Source organism: Malikia granosa (assembly GCF_002980595.1).
Lineage (GTDB): Bacteria > Pseudomonadota > Gammaproteobacteria > Burkholderiales > Burkholderiaceae_C > Malikia > Malikia granosa.
In genome coordinates this window covers 1-16,539 of the sequence record NZ_PVLQ01000084.1, presented here as the reverse complement: position 1 = coordinate 16,539, position 16,539 = coordinate 1, and the positions used below count along the sequence as shown (strand labels likewise).

Annotated in this window: 20 protein-coding genes and 1 pseudogene; 19 read left to right on the top strand and 2 right to left on the bottom strand. The window is 65.3% G+C overall.

The genetic code is table 11. The annotated features are described in order from the left end of the window. The first annotated feature begins 93 nt into the window (after positions 1-93). The 12 genes and pseudogenes from rpsJ (at position 94) to C6P64_RS15665 (ending at position 6,059) form a co-directional block, all read left to right on the top strand. Positions 94-405, top strand: coding sequence for a 30S ribosomal protein S10 (gene rpsJ, locus C6P64_RS15720; protein ID WP_105749487.1), 312 nt, complete (start codon positions 94-96; stop codon positions 403-405). Between the two features lie 217 nt (positions 406-622). Then, positions 623-1,294, top strand: a complete 672-nt coding sequence (gene rplC / locus C6P64_RS15715; RefSeq protein ID WP_105749486.1) for a 50S ribosomal protein L3 — start codon at positions 623-625, stop codon at positions 1,292-1,294. Then, the gene (gene rplD, locus C6P64_RS15710) at positions 1,294-1,914 is read left to right on the top strand and encodes a 50S ribosomal protein L4 (protein WP_105749485.1); all 621 of its coding nucleotides are present in this window, start codon (positions 1,294-1,296) and stop codon (positions 1,912-1,914) included. Before rplC ends, rplD begins: the two co-directional genes overlap by 1 nt. Further along, on the top strand, positions 1,911-2,225 hold the full coding sequence (gene rplW / locus C6P64_RS15705; protein WP_105728958.1) for a 50S ribosomal protein L23: 315 nt from the start codon (positions 1,911-1,913) through the stop codon (positions 2,223-2,225). Before rplD ends, rplW begins: the two co-directional genes overlap by 4 nt. Positions 2,226-2,227: 2 nt before the next feature. Next, a complete protein-coding gene (gene rplB, locus C6P64_RS15700; protein WP_105749484.1) occupies positions 2,228-3,052 on the top strand; it encodes a 50S ribosomal protein L2 in 825 nt (274 codons plus the stop codon). 12 nt (positions 3,053-3,064) lie between these two features. Next, positions 3,065-3,340 carry a 30S ribosomal protein S19 gene (rpsS, locus tag C6P64_RS15695; protein WP_105728960.1) on the top strand — a complete coding sequence of 92 codons (276 nt, stop codon included), beginning with the start codon at positions 3,065-3,067 and terminating at the stop codon, positions 3,338-3,340. Between the two features lie 9 nt (positions 3,341-3,349). Continuing rightward, positions 3,350-3,679: a 50S ribosomal protein L22 gene (gene rplV / locus C6P64_RS15690; RefSeq protein ID WP_105728961.1), complete on the top strand. Its 330-nt coding sequence runs from the start codon at positions 3,350-3,352 to the stop codon at positions 3,677-3,679. A 15-nt stretch (positions 3,680-3,694) separates the two neighbouring features. Then, positions 3,695-4,480 (top strand): annotated as a pseudogene (rpsC, locus tag C6P64_RS15685) (30S ribosomal protein S3); the annotation flags it as partial. Between the two features lie 22 nt (positions 4,481-4,502). Next, a complete protein-coding gene (rplP, locus tag C6P64_RS15680) occupies positions 4,503-4,919 on the top strand; it encodes a 50S ribosomal protein L16 (RefSeq protein WP_105749482.1) in 417 nt (138 codons plus the stop codon). 16 nt (positions 4,920-4,935) lie between these two features. Beyond that, the gene (rpmC, locus tag C6P64_RS15675) at positions 4,936-5,130 is read left to right on the top strand and encodes a 50S ribosomal protein L29 (protein ID WP_105749481.1); all 195 of its coding nucleotides are present in this window, start codon (positions 4,936-4,938) and stop codon (positions 5,128-5,130) included. Positions 5,131-5,139: 9 nt separating this feature from the next. After that, on the top strand, positions 5,140-5,409 hold the full coding sequence (rpsQ, locus tag C6P64_RS15670) for a 30S ribosomal protein S17 (protein ID WP_105749480.1): 270 nt from the start codon (positions 5,140-5,142) through the stop codon (positions 5,407-5,409). A gap of 140 nt (positions 5,410-5,549) precedes the next feature. Next, the gene (locus C6P64_RS15665; RefSeq protein WP_105749479.1) at positions 5,550-6,059 is read left to right on the top strand and encodes a peroxiredoxin; all 510 of its coding nucleotides are present in this window, start codon (positions 5,550-5,552) and stop codon (positions 6,057-6,059) included. A 4-nt stretch (positions 6,060-6,063) separates the two neighbouring features. Here C6P64_RS15665 and C6P64_RS15660 read toward each other — a convergent pair whose 3' ends face one another. Next, positions 6,064-6,552 carry a GNAT family N-acetyltransferase gene (locus C6P64_RS15660; protein ID WP_105749478.1) on the bottom strand — a complete coding sequence of 163 codons (489 nt, stop codon included), beginning with the start codon at positions 6,550-6,552 and terminating at the stop codon, positions 6,064-6,066. Next, positions 6,552-7,067 carry a TlpA family protein disulfide reductase gene (locus C6P64_RS15655; protein ID WP_105749477.1) on the bottom strand — a complete coding sequence of 172 codons (516 nt, stop codon included), beginning with the start codon at positions 7,065-7,067 and terminating at the stop codon, positions 6,552-6,554. Before C6P64_RS15655 ends, C6P64_RS15660 begins: the two co-directional genes overlap by 1 nt. Positions 7,068-7,128: 61 nt before the next feature. Between C6P64_RS15655 and C6P64_RS15650 the strand changes: the two genes are divergently transcribed. The 7 genes from C6P64_RS15650 to C6P64_RS15620 form a co-directional block, all read left to right on the top strand. Continuing rightward, positions 7,129-7,575 carry a PTS sugar transporter subunit IIA gene (locus C6P64_RS15650; protein WP_105749476.1) on the top strand — a complete coding sequence of 149 codons (447 nt, stop codon included), beginning with the start codon at positions 7,129-7,131 and terminating at the stop codon, positions 7,573-7,575. Beyond that, positions 7,544-7,813, top strand: coding sequence for an HPr family phosphocarrier protein (locus tag C6P64_RS15645; RefSeq protein WP_105749475.1), 270 nt, complete (start codon positions 7,544-7,546; stop codon positions 7,811-7,813). Before C6P64_RS15650 ends, C6P64_RS15645 begins: the two co-directional genes overlap by 32 nt. Continuing rightward, the gene (gene ptsP / locus C6P64_RS15640; protein ID WP_105749474.1) at positions 7,810-9,543 is read left to right on the top strand and encodes a phosphoenolpyruvate--protein phosphotransferase; all 1,734 of its coding nucleotides are present in this window, start codon (positions 7,810-7,812) and stop codon (positions 9,541-9,543) included. The genes C6P64_RS15645 and ptsP overlap by 4 nt, the downstream gene beginning before the upstream one ends. A 106-nt stretch (positions 9,544-9,649) precedes the next feature. Continuing rightward, positions 9,650-11,815, top strand: coding sequence for a type I secretion system permease/ATPase (locus C6P64_RS15635; RefSeq protein ID WP_105749473.1), 2,166 nt, complete (start codon positions 9,650-9,652; stop codon positions 11,813-11,815). After that, positions 11,815-13,230 carry an HlyD family type I secretion periplasmic adaptor subunit gene (locus C6P64_RS15630; RefSeq protein ID WP_105749488.1) on the top strand — a complete coding sequence of 472 codons (1,416 nt, stop codon included), beginning with the start codon at positions 11,815-11,817 and terminating at the stop codon, positions 13,228-13,230. The genes C6P64_RS15635 and C6P64_RS15630 overlap by 1 nt, the downstream gene beginning before the upstream one ends. 2 nt (positions 13,231-13,232) lie before the next feature. Next, complete coding sequence (locus C6P64_RS15625) at positions 13,233-13,874, top strand: response regulator transcription factor (protein ID WP_105749472.1); 642 nt, start codon at positions 13,233-13,235, stop codon at positions 13,872-13,874. A 159-nt stretch (positions 13,875-14,033) separates the two neighbouring features. Then, positions 14,034-16,539: retention module-containing protein (locus C6P64_RS15620; RefSeq protein ID WP_146115949.1), on the top strand; the 2,506-nt coding region annotated here is incomplete at its 3' end.

Sequence of the window (16,539 nt, the reverse complement as noted above, 5' to 3'; positions counted from 1 at the left end):
GTTGCCAAGATCATCGACTGACATCCTGACTGATGCCGGGGCCCAGGCTCCGGCATCGTTCAGTGCCCCATACACAACAACCAGGAAACAGTCATGAACAAGCAAAAGATCCGCATCCGCCTGAAGGCCTTCGACTACAAGCTGATCGACACCTCGGCCGCCGAGATCGTCGACACCGCCAAGCGCACCGGCGCGATCGTCAAGGGCCCGGTGCCCCTGCCGACCCGCATGAAGCGCTTCGACATCCTGCGTTCGCCGCACGTCAACAAGACCTCGCGCGACCAGTTCGAGATCCGCACCCACCAGCGCCTGATGGACATCGTCGATCCGACCGACAAGACCGTTGACGCCCTGATGAAGCTGGACCTGCCGGCTGGCGTGGACGTCGAAATCAAGCTGCAGTAAGCTCGCTTGAGCAGGCCCCGGTTGTCAAAAACCACAAGGGCTTGCAAAAAATCAGGCCGCAGTCTAGAATTGCGGTCTTCGCAGCACGGGTGTGCTGTTTTGCTGTCGCGCAAGCCGACGGCAAGGCAGTGCACCTGTGGTGTTTTAACCCGCACCTGGTGCCTTTACCACTGGTGCAATCAGCCCCGGCCAATTGAAGTCGGGAACGGAGAAAACAATGAGTCTGTCCAACTCTCTCGGGTTGTTGGGCCGCAAGGTGGGCATGATGCGTCTGTTCACCGATGACGGGGATGCAGTGCCTGTCACGGTGGTCGATGTGTCCAACAACCGCGTGGCACAAGTCAAAACCCAGGCCAACGATGGCTACGATGCTCTGCAAGTGACCTTCGGTCAGCGTCGCGCTTCCCGCGTGACCAAGCCGGAAGCCGGTCACCTGGCCAAGGCCGGCGTCGAAGCTGGCGAAATCCTGCGTGAATTCCGCGTCAGCGCCGAAACCGCCGCCAAGTATGCCGCCGGTTCCGTGCTGCCCGTCGCCGAGCTGTTCGCAGCCGGCACCAAGGTCGACGTGCAAGGCACCTCGATCGGTAAGGGCTTCGCTGGCACCATCAAGCGCCACAACTTCGCTTCGCAGCGTGCCTCCCACGGCAACAGCCGTTCGCACAACGTTCCGGGCTCTATCTCGATGGCGCAGGATCCGGGCCGCGTGTTCCCGGGCAAGAAGATGACCGGCCACATGGGCGACGAAACCGTGACCACCCAGAACCTGGATGTGGTCCGTGTCGACGAAGCCCGTCAGCTGCTGCTGATCAAGGGTGCCGTGCCGGGTTCCAAGGGTGGCTTCGTCACCGTGCGTCCCGCCGTCAAAGCTGCCAGCAAAGGGGCTAACTGATGCAAGTTGAACTCCTGAACGACCAGGGTCAAGCCGCTTCCACCGTGGAAGTGCCGGAAACCGTCTTCGGTCGCGATTACAACGAATCGCTGATCCATCAGCTGGTGGTGGCTTATCAGGCCAACGCGCGCCAGGGCACCCGTGCCCAGAAGGACCGCGAGCAGGTCAAGCACAGCACCAAGAAGCCCTTCCGTCAAAAGGGTACGGGCAACGCCCGCGCCGGTATGACTTCCTCCCCGCTGTGGCGCGGAGGCGGTCGCATCTTCCCGAACAGCCCGGATGAGAACTTCACCCAGAAGCTGAACAAGAAGATGTATCGCGCCGGTATGGCTTCGATCTTCTCGCAGCTGGTTCGTGAAGGCCGTCTGGCCGTGGTCGACAGCATCACGCTGGAAGCCCCGAAGACCAAGCTGCTGGCCGACAAGTTCAAGGCCATGAACCTGAAGTCCGTGCTCGTGATCGCCAACGAAGTTGACGAGAACCTGTACCTGGCCTCGCGCAACCTGCCCCACGTGCTGGTGGTTGAGCCGCGCTACGCCGATCCGCTGTCGCTGGTTCACTACAAGAAAGTGATCGTCACCAAGGGTGCCATCGACACACTCAAGGAGATGTTCGCATGAGCAACGTCCAGTTTGACGAAGGCCGCCTGATGCAGGTGCTGGTCGCCCCGATGGTGACCGAGAAGGCCACCCAGGCGGCGGAAAAGTCCAACGCCGTGCTGTTCAAGGTGCTGCAAGACGCCACCAAGCCTGAAATCAAGGCCGCCGTGGAACTGCTGTTCAACGTCAAGGTTGCAGCCGTCAACGTCCTGAACCAAAAGGGCAAGGCCAAGCGTTTCGGCAAGACCGTCGGTCGCCGCGACCATGTCCGTAAAGCCTACGTAACCCTGGCCGCTGGTCAGGAGCTGAACTTCGGCGGGGAGGCAGTCTAATCATGGCAGTCATCAAGATGAAGCCGACTTCGCCGGGCCGTCGTGGCATGGTGAAAGTCACCCGTGACACCCTGCACAAGGGTGCCGGTTACGCACCCCTGCTGGAGCCGCAGTTCCAGAAGGCCGGTCGCAACAACAACGGTCACATCACCGTTCGCCACAAGGGCGGCGGCAACAAGCACCACTACCGCGTCATCGACTTCCGTCGTGACAAGGACGGCATCCCGGCCAAGGTCGAGCGTCTGGAATACGACCCGAACCGTACCGCGCACATTGCCCTGCTGTGCTACGCCGACGGCGAGCGTCGCTACATCATCGCTCCGCGTAACGTGGAAGTCGGTGCGACCCTGCTGAGCGGTTCCGAGTCGCCGATCCGCGCCGGCAACACCCTGCCGATCCGCAACATCCCGGTCGGTTCGACCATCCACTGCATCGAGCTGCAGATCGGCAAGGGCGCACAGATCGCGCGTTCCGCCGGTGCTTCGGCCGTGCTGCTGGCTCGCGAAGGCATCTACGCTCAAGTGCGTATGCGTTCGGGCGAAGTCCGCAAGGTGCACGTCGACTGCCGCGCCACCCTGGGTGAAGTCTCGAACTCCGAGAACAGCCTGCGCCAGCTCGGCAAGGCCGGTGTCAAGCGTCACATGGGTATCCGCCCGACCGTCCGCGGCGTGGCGATGAACCCGGTTGACCACCCGCATGGTGGTGGTGAAGGCCGTACCGGTACCGGTATGCCGCCGGTCGATCCGTGGGGCAACCTGACCAAGGGTTACCGTACCCGCAACAACCGCCGCACGCAGAACATGATTGTTTCGCGTCGCAAGAAGTAAGGGGTTACGTAAATGACTCGTTCGCTCAAAAAAGGTCCCTTCGTAGACCATCACCTGCTGGCCAAGGTCGAGAAGGCCGTGGCTACCAAGGACAAGAAGCCGGTCAAGACCTGGTCGCGTCGTTCCATGATCCTGCCCGACTTCATCGGCCTGACCATTGCCGTGCACAACGGCAAGCAGCACGTGCCCGTCTATGTGACCGACCAGATGGTCGGCCACAAGCTCGGCGAGTTCTCGCTGACGCGCACGTTCAAGGGTCACCCCGGCGACAAGAAAGCCAAGAAGTAAGGACACACCATGGAAACCTCCGCTATCGTTCGCGGCGTTCGCCTGTCGGTCGACAAAGGTCGCCTGGTGGCTGACCTGATCCGCGGCAAGAAGGTGGATCAGGCCCTGAACATCCTGACGTTCACGCAGAAAAAAGCTGCCGGCATCGTCAAGAAGGCCCTGCTCTCCGCCATCGCCAACGCTGAACACAACGACGGTGCCGACATCGACGAACTGAAGGTCAAGACCATCTACGTCGAGCAGGGCACCACGCTCAAGCGCTTCTCGGCCCGCGCCAAGGGTCGTGGCAACCGCATCAGCAAACCCACCTGTCACATCTACGTGACGGTTGGCAACTGAGCCTGAAGGAAGACTATGGGACAGAAAATCCATCCTACCGGCTTCCGCCTGGCGGTTAGCCGCAACTGGACCAGCCGTTGGTACGCCTCCAACCGTGACTTCGCCGGCATGCTGGCCGAAGACATCAAGGTCCGCGAGTACCTGAAGGCCAAGCTGAAGAACGCTTCGGTGTCGCGCGTCGTCATCGAGCGTCCCGCCAAGAACGCCCGCATCACCATCTTCTCGGCACGTCCGGGCGTGGTGATCGGCAAGAAGGGCGAAGACATCGAGAAGCTGAAGAAGGAACTGGCCGCCCAGCTGGGCGTTCCGGTCGCCGTCAACATCGAAGAAGTGCGCAAGCCCGAAGTCGATGCCAAGCTGATCGCTGACTCGATCACCCAGCAGCTCGAAAAGCGCATCATGTTCCGCCGCGCCATGAAGCGCGCGATGCAGAACGCCATGCGTCTGGGCGCCCAGGGCATCAAGATCATGTCCTCGGGTCGTCTGAACGGCGCCGAAATCGCCCGCGTCGAATGGTATCGCGAAGGTCGTGTGCCGCTGCACACCCTGCGCGCCGACATCGACTACGGCACGTCTGAAGCTCTGACCACCTACGGCATCATCGGTGTCAAGGTCTGGGTCTACAAGGGCGACAACCTGGGTCGTGCCGACGCCCCGTCGCTGGACAGCACCCCGCGTCCTGATGACGAGCGTCGTCCGCGCGGTCCGCGCCGTGACGGTGCACGCAACGACCGTCCGGGTCGTGGCGGCCCGCGTCGTGGTGGCAGCAATGCCGCCCCGGCCGACGGCAGCGACAAGCCCCAGGCCTAAGGAGAATTGAACCATGTTGCAACCTGCTCGCCGTAAATACCGTAAAGAGCAAAAAGGCCGCAACACGGGCGTTGCCACCACCGGCAACACCGTGGCCTTTGGCGATTTCGGCCTGAAGTCCACCGACCGTGGCCGTCTGACGGCTCGACAGATCGAAGCCGCACGTCGTGCGATCTCCCGTCACGTCAAGCGTGGCGGCCGCATCTGGATCCGCGTGTTCCCCGACAAGCCGATCTCGAAGAAGCCTGCCGAAGTCCGTATGGGTAACGGTAAGGGTGGCGTGGAATACTACGTCGCCGAGATCCAGCCCGGCAAGGTGCTGTACGAGATCGTGGGCGTCCCCGAGCAACTGGCTCGCGAAGCGTTCACGCTCGCCGCTGCCAAGCTGCCGCTGCGCACGACCTTCGTGACTCGCCTGCTGGGCCAGTAATTCAGGAGAACAAGAGATGAAAACTGCTGAACTGCGCCAAAAAGACGTCGCTGGCCTGCAAGCCGAAGTGAAAGCCCTGCAAAAGGCCCACTTCAACCTGCGCATGCAGAAAGCCACGCAACAACTGTCCAACCTCGCCACGCTGCGCAGCACCCGTCGTGCCATCGCTCGTGCGAAGACCATCCTTGCTGAAAAGCAAGCCGCCAAGTAAGGAGTGACCATGACGGAAGCCAAAACCTCCCTCAAGCGCACCTTGATCGGCAAGGTCGTTAGCGACAAGCGTGCCAAGACCGTGACCGTGCTGATCGAACGTGCTGTCAAGCACGAGCTGTACGGCAAGATCGTCACCAAGTCGAGCAAGTACCACGCGCACGACGAAAACGGCGAATACAAGCTCGGCGACATCGTCGAGATCGCCGAGAGCCGTCCGCTGTCCAAGACCAAGAACTGGGTCGTGACCCGTCTGGTCCAAAAGGCTGCCCTGGTGTAAGCCTTATTCGCTGCCCGCGGGCGCGAACCCAAAAAACGACCGAGAATCACTCGGTCGTTTTTTTTGTCCCTGCGCGCCGATTTCCGGTCGCGCCGGGCTCACCACTCGGGGCCCTGGGGCCCCATCGCAAGGAAGTTCCCATGATCCAAGTCGGCGACAAGCTGCCCGCTACCACCCTGATGGAATTCATCGCAGTCGAGACCGAGGGCTGCAGCCTGGGCCCGAACCCGGTCGACGTGGCGCAGGCCAGTGCCGGCAAGACCATCGCGCTGTTCGCGGTTCCTGGCGCCTTCACGCCGACCTGCTCGGCCCAGCATGTGCCGGGCTATGTCGAGCAGGCCGAGGCGCTCAAGGCCGCCGGTGTCGACGAGATCTGGTGCGTCAGCGTCAACGACGCCTTCGTGATGGGCGCCTGGGCCAAGGACCAGCAGACGCAGGGCAAGGTCCGCATGCTGGCCGACGGCGACGCGGTGTTCACCAAGGCCACCGGCCTGGTGCTGGACCTGACCGGCAAGGGCCTGGGCCTGCGCAGCAACCGCTACTCGATGCTGGTCAAGGACGGCGTGGTTGCCACGCTCAACGTCGAGGGTCCCGGCCAGTTCGCGGTCAGCGACGCCGCCACGCTGCTGGCCCAGGCCAAGGCCGCCTGAGGCCTCAGAGCTCGACCTTGAGGTAGTGCGCCCCCGGCAGGGGGTTGTGGTAGTAGGGGGCGACCTCGACGAAGCCGCAGTCCTGGTACAGCTCGCGCGCTGCCTCCATGTCGCTCAAGGTGTCGAGCAGCATGTGGTCGAAGCCGGCCTGCTGCGCGAGCAGCAGGGTCTGCTCGACCAGCTGGCGTCCGAGCCTGAGTCCCCGGAACGCCGGCCGCACATACAGCCGCTTCATCTCGCAGGCATTCGCATAGTCGCTCGAGAGCAGCGGTCGCAAGGCACAGCAGCCGGCGGGCTGGCCATTGACCTGCGCCAGCAGCAGGGCGCCGTAGGGGGCCTGGTACTCGCCGGGCAGCTTGAGCAGCTCCTGCTCGAAATCCTGGAAGCTCAGGTCCACCGCCAGGCTGAGCTGGTATTCGCGGAACAGCTCGCGCACCAGCCCGATTTCAGCCTCGCTGCTGACGAGCAGGATCTGGCCGGGCTCCTCGTCCATCAGCCTTGGCCCAGCAGCTGCTCGATCAGCTGGTGCAGGGCGGCAAAGTCGGGCTGTCCGACATAGCGCTTGACGATCTGTCCCTCGCGGTCGAGCAGGAAGGTGGTGGGGGTCAGCTTCACGTCGCCCCATTGCCTGGCCAGTTCGCCGTTGCGGTCGAGCGCCACCTTGAACGGCAGCTGGCGGCTGCGGCTGAAGTTGAGCACCCAGTCCACCGGGTCGTAGCTCATCGCGACCGCGACGGTCTCGAAGCCTTGCGACTGGTATTTCTGGAAGGTGTGGACCAGCTCGGGCATTTCCGCGACGCAGGTGGTGCAGGTCGTGGCCCAGAAGTTGACCAGGGTCACCTTGCCCTTGAGCGCGCTGCTGGCGAGCGTGCTGCCGTCGAGCAGCAGGAAGCGGGATTCGGGCGCGGGTTCGCGGCTGGTGCAGCCGGCCAGACCGCCCAGTCCTACGGCAGCGCAGGCCAGCGCTGCCAGGGCCAGGGTGCGGCGACGGGTTGAGGCAGGGTTCATAGTCGGACAAGGATAGGGCATTCTGCTCTGGATTATCAATCCGCCCCGATAATCCTGTGCCATGAACGGCATATTGATCATCGCCCATGCACCGCTGGCCAGCGCCTTGCGTCAGTGCGCCCTGCATGTGTTCCCGGACGCCGGCAGCGCGCTGGCCGCGCTCGATGTCGAGGCCCACACCCCGCCCGAGCAGACGCTGGAGCAGGCCCGGCAGCTGCAGCAGCAGCTTGGCATGCCGCACACCCTGGTGCTGGCCGACCTGTTCGGCGCCACGCCCAGCAATGTGGCGGCCAAGCTGGTCGACGGCATCCACAGCCGCCTGTTGACCGGAGTCAACCTGCCGATGCTGATGCGCGCGATCTGCTATCGGCACGAGTCGCTCGAATCGCTGGTGAGCCGGGCTATGATGGGAGCTACCCAGGGTGTCGTGTCCGTCGCGGCGACGGCGCCGCAAAACCAGTCACGCAGGACCTCTCATGATCAAGACCAGCACGACCATCAGCAATAAGCTGGGGCTGCACGCCAGGGCATCGGCCAAGCTGACCAAGCTCGCCGGCAGCTTTCCCTGCGAGGTCTGGCTCAGCCGCGGCGAGCGCCGCATCAACGCCAAGAGCATCATGGGTGTCATGATGCTGGCCGCCGGTCTCGGCAGCGAGATCGAGCTCGAGACCGATGGCGAGCGCGAGCGCGAGGCGATGGACGCCCTGCTGGCTCTGATCCATGACAAGTTCGGAGAAGGCGAGTGACGTTTTCGGTTCATGGCCAGGCGGTCTCGCGTGGCATCGCGATCGGCCGCGCGGTGCTGGTCGCCTCCAGCCGGCTCGACGTTGCGCATTACTTCATCGCTCCCGAGCAGGTCGATGGCGAGCTGCAGCGTCTGCGCGAGGCGCGTGACCTGGTGATCGACGAGCTGCAGCGCATGCAGCTGACCCTGCAGAAGACCGACGCCCGGGAGGCCCAACAGGAGCTCAATGCGCTGCTCGAGGTGCATCTGATGCTGCTGGCCGACAAGCAGCTGCACGACGGGGTCGCCCACTGGGTGCAGGAGCGCCACTACAACGCCGAATGGGCACTGACCTCCCACCTCGAGCAGATCGCCAAGCAGTTCGACGAGATGGAGGACCCCTATCTGCGCGAGCGCAAGTCCGACCTCGAGCAGCTGACCGAGCGCCTGCTGCGCCAGCTGCGCGGCTGCGCCTCGCCGGTGGCCAGCCCGGCTCCGGCCGCCTCCAGCCAGGATGCCCCGCTGGTGCTGATCGCGCACGACCTGTCGCCGGCCGACATGCTGCAGTTCAAGCAGAGCGTCTTCGCCGGCTTCGTCACCGATGTCGGCGGCAAGACCTCGCACACCGCCATCGTCGCGCGCAGCATGGACATCCCGGCCGTGGTCGGCGTGCGCACCGCGAGCCAGCTGGTGCAGCAGGACGACTGGGTCATCATCGATGGCGATGCCGGCCTGATCATCGTCAATCCTTCGCCAGCGGTGCAGGAGGAATACGAGTTCCGCCAGCGCGAGATCCAGCTGCAGCGCGGCCGCCTGTCCCACATCAAGAACACGCCTGCGGTGACGTTGGACGGCGAGCGCATCGAGCTGCTCGCCAACATCGAGCAGCCGGCCGATACCGTGCCGGCGCTGTCGGTCAGCGCGGTCGGCGTCGGACTGTTCCGCACCGAGTTCCTCTTCATGGGGCGCGACGGCAAGCTGCCCGACGAGGCCGAGCAATACCAGGCCTACCGCGCGGCCGTCGAGGGCATGCATGGCCTGCCGGTCACTATCCGCACGGTCGATGTCGGCGCCGACAAGCCGCTCGACCGCAGCACGCGCGACGATCACCTGAACCCGGCGCTGGGCCTGCGCGCGATCCGCTGGAGCCTGGCCGAGCCGGCGATGTTCCTGACCCAGCTGCGCGCCATCCTGCGCGCCGCCGCCCATGGCAAGGTCAACCTGCTGCTGCCGCTGGTCGCGCACCGGCACGAGATCCTGCAGGTCAAGGACATGCTGGCCAAGGCGCGCCAGCAGCTCGATCTGCGCGGCGAGGTCTACGGGCCCGTGCGCCTGGGCGCGATGATCGAGGTCCCGGCGGCCGCGCTGACGGTGCCGATGTTCCTGCGCCATTTCGACTTCCTGTCGATCGGGACCAACGACCTGATCCAGTACACGCTGGCGATCGACCGGGTCGACGAGAGCGTCTCGCATCTCTACGACCCGCTGCATCCGGCCGTGCTGCAGCTGGTGGCCGGTACCATCGCCGAATGCCGCGCCCAGGGCAAGCCGGTCAGCGTCTGCGGCGAGATGGCGGGCGATCCGGCCATGACCCGGCTGCTGCTGGGCCTGGGCTTGCGCAGCTTCTCCATGCACCCCTCCCAGATCCTGGCAGTGAAACAGCAGATCTTGCGTGCCGATACGAAGAAGTTGCGCCGCTGGGCCCAGGAAGTCGTTTCCAGCGATGATCCAGCCGGTCAGATGACGGGCTAATTGGCAAGATTTTGTTACACTGAATCTGCCAATCCTGGTATTTTGCCAGGAGGGCTGTTCGGTTGTCCGCCCGCAGGCTGACCGGACCCAGTCACTAGGGAGATTCATGTCAACAGTTGGTCAGCCACCGCTGGAGGAGCGGTGCGCGTCGGTCGCCGAGGGCGATGAGCTTTTATCCTGTCTGCTGATTCTGGCTCGCAGCCATGGCCAGGCTGCCACCCGTGACGCCGCGCTGGCTGGCCTGCCGCTCGAGCAGGGCCGCCTGACTCCGGCGCTGTTCGAGCGCGCCGCCCGTCGTTCCGGCCTCTCGAGCCGGGTGGTGCGCCAGTCGCTGACGGCGCTCAAGACCGAACTGTTTCCCGTCGTCCTGTTGCTGCAGGACAACAAGGCCTGCCTGCTGCTCAGCCGTTCGCCAGATGGCCAGACGCTGCAACTGGTCTACCCCGAGCTCGGCGACGCGCCGGTGGCGCTGCCGCTGGCCCAGGCCGAAGCGCAATACACGGGCCGCGCGATCTACGCCCGGCCGCGACTGCGCTTCGATGCCCGCAGCCCCGAGGTCCGCGCCTCCCGCGACGGCCACTGGTTCTGGAGCGTGATCGCGGAAAACCGGGCCCTGTACCGCGACGTGCTGCTGGCGGCTTTCCTGACCAATCTGCTGGCACTCGCCATGCCGATGTTCACGATGAACGTGTACGACCGCGTGGTGCCCAACCAGGCCTTCGATACCCTGGCGGCGCTGTCGGTCGGCCTGCTGCTGGTGCTGGTCGGCGATCTGGGACTGCGCCTGTTGCGCGGCTATTTCGTCGATCTCGCGAGCAGCCGGGCCGACGTCAAGCTGTCGGCCCACATCATGGAGCGGGTGCTCGGCATGCGCATGGAGCAGCGTCCGGTCTCGGCCGGTTCCTTCGCCTCCAACCTGCGGGCCTTCGAGTCGGTGCGCGACTTCATCGGCTCGGCCACGGTGATTGCCTTCATCGATCTGCCGTTCGCGCTGATCTTCCTGGTCGTGATCGGCTGGATCGCCTGGCCGATGCTGATTCCGCTGCTGCTCGGCGCGCTGGTCCTGCTGCTGTATGCGCTGGTGGTCCAGGGGCGCATGCATGCGCTCGCCGAGACCACCTACCGCGCCAGCGCACAGCGCAATGCGACGCTGATCGAAGGGCTGGTCGGCTTCGAGACCCTCAAGGCCATGGGCGCCGAGGCGCCGATCCAGCGCAAATGGGAGCACAGTGCTGCCTTGCTGGCCCGGGTCGGTGCCCAGCTGCGCCTGCTGTCGTCGAGCGCGAGCAATGGCGCGGCTTTCGTGCAGCAGACCGTCACCCTCGCGATCGTGATCCTGGGCGTCTGGCTGATCAGCGAGCGCATGCTGACCATGGGCGGGCTGATCGCCTGCTCGATGCTGGCTTCGCGCGCGCTGACACCGATCTCGCAGGTCGCGTCGCTGCTGGTGCAGTACCACACGGCCGCCACCGCGCTGACCTCGCTCGACGAGATGATGAAGCGCGAGGTCGAGCGTCCGCAGGACGCCAACTTCATCGAACGCGGCAGCCTGCAGGGCTCGATCGAGTTCCGCGATGTCAGCTTCACCTATCCCGGCCAGTCCACGCCCGCGCTGAATCATGTCAGCTTCAAGATCCGGCCTGGCGAAAGGGTCGGCATCCTGGGGCGCATCGGTTCGGGCAAGACCACGCTCGAGAAGCTCGTCCTCGGCCTGTATCGGCCGACCGGCGGCGCGGTCCTGATCGACGGCATCGACCAGCGCCAGCTCGACCCGGCCGAGTTGCGGCGCCATATCGGCTATGTCCAGCAGGATGTCATGCTGTTCTACGGCACCTTGCGCGAGAACATCACGCTGGCGCATCCGCTCGCCGATGATGCCGAGCTGCTGAAGGCCGCCGCCATCGCGGGCATCGTGGACCTGGTCAACTCCCATCCCAAGGGCTTCGACATGCTGGTCGGCGAACGCGGCGAGTCGCTGTCGGGCGGCCAGCGCCAGGGCGTCGCGATTGCGCGCGCGGTGCTGCACGATCCGTCCATCCTGTTGCTCGACGAGCCGACGGCCTCGATGGACCACTCGAGCGAGTCGGCCGTCAAGAGCCGCCTGGCCAGCTTCGCCCGTGGCAAGACCCTGCTGGTCGTCAGCCATCGCGCTCCGCTGCTCGATCTGGTCGATCGCCTGATCGTGCTCGATGCCGGCCAGATCGTGGCCGACGGTCCACGCGATCAGGTCATTGCAGCCTTGCGTCAGGGCCAGGTCGGCAAGGGGGCATGATGGCAGATCTCAACGAAAAAACCTTCCTCGGCCTGTCGCGCTGGATGGCGCCGCTGCGCCACTTCGGGGATCGCCTGCTGGGTGGCTCGGTCAGGCGTCTGACGCCCGAGACGCGGCGCCAGACCGGCGACTGGGCGGCCGAAGCCGACTGGTCCCAGTTGCAGCAGGAGCCGCTGCGCGCGCGCCTCTTGTTGCGCCTCGCCGCCTTGCTGCTGCTGCTGCTGCTGGTCTGGGCCGGGTTGGCCCAGGTGGACGAGGTCGCGCGCGGCGAGGGCAAGGTGGTGCCGACCCGCCAGGTCCAGGTGATCCAGAGCGTCGATGGCGGCGTGGTCGACGAGATCCTGGTGCGCGAGGGCCAGGTGGTCGAGCTCGGCCAGTCCCTGTTGCGCGTCGATCCGACCCGCTTCGAGTCCAACCTGGGCGAGAGCCGTGCCAACCAGCTGGCCCTGCAGGCCAAGGCCTTGCGCCTGAAGGCGCTCACCCGCGGCAGCGCCTTCAATCCACCGGCCGACCTGGTGCGCGACGCGCCCGACATCGTCGCGCATGAGCGCCGGCTCTACGAGTCCAAGCGCGAAGAGATCTCGACCCAGGTCTCGATGGCGCAGAACCAGCTGTCGCAGCGGCAACAGGAACTCAACGAGATGCGCGCGCGCAAGGCGCAGGCCGAGCGCGGGCTGGAACTGCTGCAGAAGGAGCTCAACGTGACCCGCCCGCTGGTGCGCACCGGTGCCGTGTCCGAAGTCGAGGTGCTCAGGCTCGAGCGCGACCAGGCCCGCCTGCGCGGCGACCGCGACCAGGCGAGCGCACAGATCTCGCGCGTGCAGGCCTCGATCGCGGAAGCCCAGCGCCGGATCGACGAGGTCCAGCTCAATGCGCGCAACCTGATGAGCGCCGAGCTGTCCGAGACCATGAGCCGGCTGTCCGCCCTCAACGAGGGCGGCCGGGCGCTGGCCGACAAGGTGGCCAAGGCCGAGATCAAGTCGCCGGTGCGCGGCACGGTCAAGCGGCTGCTGGTCAATACCGTGGGCGGCGTGGTCCAGCCTGGCAAGGAAGTGGTCGAGATCGTGCCGCTCGACGAGGCGCTGATCCTCGAGGCCCAGATCACGCCGCGGGACATCGCCTTCCTGCGGCCCGGACTCGATGCCACGGTCAAGTTCACGGCCTACGACTTCGCGATCTATGGTGGCCTGGATGCCGTGGTCGAGAACATCAGTGCCGACTCGGTGGTCGACCAGAAGGGCAATGCCTTCTATCTCGTGCGCTTGCGCACCAAGAAGGCCTTGCTGGACGACCGGCTGCCGATCATCCCGGGCATGGTGGCACAGGTCGACATCCTGACCGGCAAGAAGTCGGTGCTGTCCTACCTGCTCAAGCCGGTCTTGCGCGCCAAGGCCAATGCCTTGTCGGAGCGTTGAACATGAAAGTCCATCATTTCCTGCTGCAGGCGCCCGCACCATCGCCCGCCATGGCGCACGAACGCTGGCAGCAGGCTTTCCCGAACGGGCAATCGGCGCATTGGGCCCAGTTGCAGCAGAAGGTGGCGGCGGGCGACATGGTCTGGGTGCCGGTCATGCTGGACGACTGGCGGCTCAAGGTCGGGGCGCTGCTGCAGCTGCAGCCTGACTGCCGGGTGATCGTGCTCAGTGCCTTGCCCGATCAGGTCGAGGGACTGCGCGCGCTCAATGCCGGCGCGCGTGCCTATTGCCATCTGCTGGCCGCGCCCGGACTGCTGCAGGAGGTGGCCCAGGTGGTGGACCTGGGCGGGCTCTGGGTCGGCCCCGAGCTGGTGCAGCGTCTGATGGCGGCCACGCGCGAGCTGCTCCAGCGCAACCCTGACGCCGTCCGGTCGGCGGTCGACCTGTCCGTCCTGTCCGAACGCGAGCTCCAGGTGGCGCAGGCCGTGGCCGAGGGCCAGTCGAACCGCGAGGTGGCCGAGCAGCTGCATATCAGCGAGCGCACCGTCAAGGCCCATCTGGGGGCCGTGTTCGAGAAGCTCGGTGTGCGCGACCGGGTGCAGCTCGTGCTGCAGCTGGCGCAGCTGAAGTCGCACGCCTATTGACGGCGGGGATCGCTCCGGCCGGATCGGCTGCCTGGCCGGCCCCCGCGCTGCACCTCCTGCCCATGTCCTGCACCTGAAACGATAGAGAAGTGGACTTAAGTCCAATGGTCAGCCTGCTGGCGGCTCGCTAATCTGCGAGTAGTTCAACAGGAGTTTGCCGTGGCCCAGATTGCAAAAGTAGTCGCTATCACCGGAGATGTCATCGTTGTCGGTCTTGATGGCCAGACGCGCGTCCTCAAGGTTGGTGATGCGATCGAAAACAGCGAGACCTTGCGCACGCTTGCCGGTGCGCGTGTCGAGTTGCAGATGACGGATGGCCAGCTGCTGTCCATCGCCCCCGAGCAGAGCGTGCGCGTGGACGACAGCCTGCTGCAGACCGAGGCGACGCCCACGGCGCAGGAGGCCGCGGTGCAGGCGGCGACACCTGAAGCCGTGCTGCAGGCACTGCAGCTCGGCCTCGATCCCCTGGCCGCACTGGTGGCGCCGGCGGCTGGAGCCACGGCCGGCGACGGCGGTGGCGGCGGCAGCAGCTTCGTGCGCCTGTTGCGCATCGTCGAAGGGGTCGAGCCGCTGTCCTACGAATACACGCTCGGCCCGCCGGTCACGATCGAGGACGTGCCGCTGAGCGCCGAACCCGCTGGCGCCCTGGTCACCTTGCACTATGTCCAGCTCGATGACAGCGGCCAGCCGCTGGTTCGCAATGGCGGGCTGGTTTTCCTCGATGGCAGCGATGTGATCGAAGGCACCCGGGTCGGCCTCTACGCCACCGTCAACACCCCGCCTGCCGGCACCGACCTGGTGCTCAACCTGAGCAACGGACAGAGCATCACGATCCCGGTCGGAGCTGGCAGCGGTCTGGTGGAGGTGAGCATTCGACCGGACGATCCCTATATCCAGGGCCGCGATGTCATCGACATCGGTGTCACCGGTGCCCATGGCGGGGGCTACGACCAGCTCGGTGTCGATCAGTCGACGGCCATCACCGTGGTCGACGACCAGGACCTGACCCAGGTCGGCATCGTCGGGCCGGATTCGGTGCGCGAGGGTGACCTCACCGCTCCCTATACCGTGACCCTGGAGCGACCGGGCCAGACGGACGTGGTCGTGACCTTCCAGTACAGCGGGGTTGCGCAGAATGGCGTCGATTTCAGGGGCGTCGCCTCGGTGACGATACCGGCAGGCCAGTCCAGCCAGACCTTCTCGATCCAGACCCTGGTCGACCAGCTGGTCGAGGGCAGCGAACTCTACAACATCCGGATCGAGTCCATCACGGGTGGCAATTTCGAACGCTTCGAAGTCAACCCGGCCGCCAGCAACGTCGACACGACGATCCTTGACGTCAACCCGTTGACGGTCAATCTGGTCGGCGATGCGACCGTGGCCGAGGGGGCGACCGCGAGCTACACGGTCAGTCTGGAGGGTGGCACCCTGGCCAATGACCAGCAGCTCAGCGTCCAGGTGGCGACTGGCCCGGGCAAGACGCTGGTGCCTGACGCGACTTCCGGAGTGGACTACAACCCGCTGACGCAAACCCTGACCTTCACGGCAGCGGTGCAAGGCCCGGTCAAGCTGACGGTGGTGACGCTGGACGATGCCCTGGTCGAAGGCACCGAGGAGTACACGGTCAACCTGAGCAATGTGGCCGGCGGCGTGATCGGGGCTGGCAGCGTGACCACGCAAATCATCGACGATGACGTCCCGGTGGTGTCGATCGCGGTGACGCCGCCGAGCGTGGCCGAGGACGGAGCCACCAATCTGACTTATCAGGTCAGCCTGGATCGGGTGTCGGTGACGGACACGGTGGTGACGATCGCGCTGAGCGGCACGGCGACCGAAAGCGCGGACTACGCGGTGAGCGGGCTGAGCGCTGGGGCGATCCGCCAGGTGACGATACCGGCCGGGCAGCTGAGCGTGAGCTTTGTCGCCGACCCGGTGGCCGACAACATCGACGAGTCCGACGAGACGGTGGTGGCGACCATCACGGCAGCCACGGGCGCCAACATCAGTCCTACGGCGAACCAGGCCACCGGCACGATCGTCGATGACGACCTCATTCCGCGCGTGGAGGATGCGCAATCCCGGGTTTCCGAAGAAGGCCTGCCTGCAGGTATCCCGGACGGTCTTGGCGCCAGTTCTGGCAGCGACTTGACGGATTCCGCCACCGATTCGAGCGGCAGCCTGTCCCTCACCCGCAATGGCACGGCGCCTCTGACGATCGAGCTCGTCAATCCTGGTTCGTCGCTGCTCGGTGCCACCAACCTGTCCTGGGCCTACGGCAGCAGCCAGGCGGTGCTGATCGGCTCTGACGCCGGTGGCGAGGTGATCCGGGTGGTGCTCAATGGCGGAACCACGGCAGTGGGTGCTTCAGGCAGCTCCGTTTCCTATGAGGTGACACTGTCCCGGCCAGTCAGCCATTTGCTGCCAGGCCAGGGCACGGCTGGCGAGGACACCGCCAGCCTTAACCTGACGGTGAGAATTTCCGATGGCGTGAACCCGGCCGACGAAGGCACCATCACTGTCACGGTCGAAGATGACAGCCCCGTCATTGCCAGCGTGCTGGCCGCCGACAGCCTGACGGTGGACGAGAGCACGCTGGGGGTCAACGCCACGGCGAACTTCGCGGACAACTTCGGCACCGCCATCAGCTACGGGGCGGACGGCGCGG

Coding starts and splice junctions, on each gene's coding strand:
- C6P64_RS15625 (WP_105749472.1), top strand. CDS start 13,233: ATGAAAGTCCATCATTTCCTGCTGCAGGCGCCCGCACCATCGCCCGCC.
- rplD (WP_105749485.1), top strand. CDS start 1,294: ATGCAAGTTGAACTCCTGAACGACCAGGGTCAAGCCGCTTCCACCGTG.
- rplB (WP_105749484.1), top strand. CDS start 2,228: ATGGCAGTCATCAAGATGAAGCCGACTTCGCCGGGCCGTCGTGGCATG.
- rplV (WP_105728961.1), top strand. CDS start 3,350: ATGGAAACCTCCGCTATCGTTCGCGGCGTTCGCCTGTCGGTCGACAAA.
- rpsS (WP_105728960.1), top strand. CDS start 3,065: ATGACTCGTTCGCTCAAAAAAGGTCCCTTCGTAGACCATCACCTGCTG.
- rpsQ (WP_105749480.1), top strand. CDS start 5,140: ATGACGGAAGCCAAAACCTCCCTCAAGCGCACCTTGATCGGCAAGGTC.
- rplP (WP_105749482.1), top strand. CDS start 4,503: ATGTTGCAACCTGCTCGCCGTAAATACCGTAAAGAGCAAAAAGGCCGC.
- C6P64_RS15665 (WP_105749479.1), top strand. CDS start 5,550: ATGATCCAAGTCGGCGACAAGCTGCCCGCTACCACCCTGATGGAATTC.
- rplW (WP_105728958.1), top strand. CDS start 1,911: ATGAGCAACGTCCAGTTTGACGAAGGCCGCCTGATGCAGGTGCTGGTC.
- C6P64_RS15630 (WP_105749488.1), top strand. CDS start 11,815: ATGGCAGATCTCAACGAAAAAACCTTCCTCGGCCTGTCGCGCTGGATG.
- rpmC (WP_105749481.1), top strand. CDS start 4,936: ATGAAAACTGCTGAACTGCGCCAAAAAGACGTCGCTGGCCTGCAAGCC.
- C6P64_RS15645 (WP_105749475.1), top strand. CDS start 7,544: ATGATCAAGACCAGCACGACCATCAGCAATAAGCTGGGGCTGCACGCC.
- C6P64_RS15650 (WP_105749476.1), top strand. CDS start 7,129: ATGAACGGCATATTGATCATCGCCCATGCACCGCTGGCCAGCGCCTTG.
- rplC (WP_105749486.1), top strand. CDS start 623: ATGAGTCTGTCCAACTCTCTCGGGTTGTTGGGCCGCAAGGTGGGCATG.
- C6P64_RS15655 (WP_105749477.1), bottom strand. CDS start 7,067: ATGAACCCTGCCTCAACCCGTCGCCGCACCCTGGCCCTGGCAGCGCTG.
- C6P64_RS15660 (WP_105749478.1), bottom strand. CDS start 6,552: ATGGACGAGGAGCCCGGCCAGATCCTGCTCGTCAGCAGCGAGGCTGAA.
- C6P64_RS15635 (WP_105749473.1), top strand. CDS start 9,650: ATGTCAACAGTTGGTCAGCCACCGCTGGAGGAGCGGTGCGCGTCGGTC.
- rpsJ (WP_105749487.1), top strand. CDS start 94: ATGAACAAGCAAAAGATCCGCATCCGCCTGAAGGCCTTCGACTACAAG.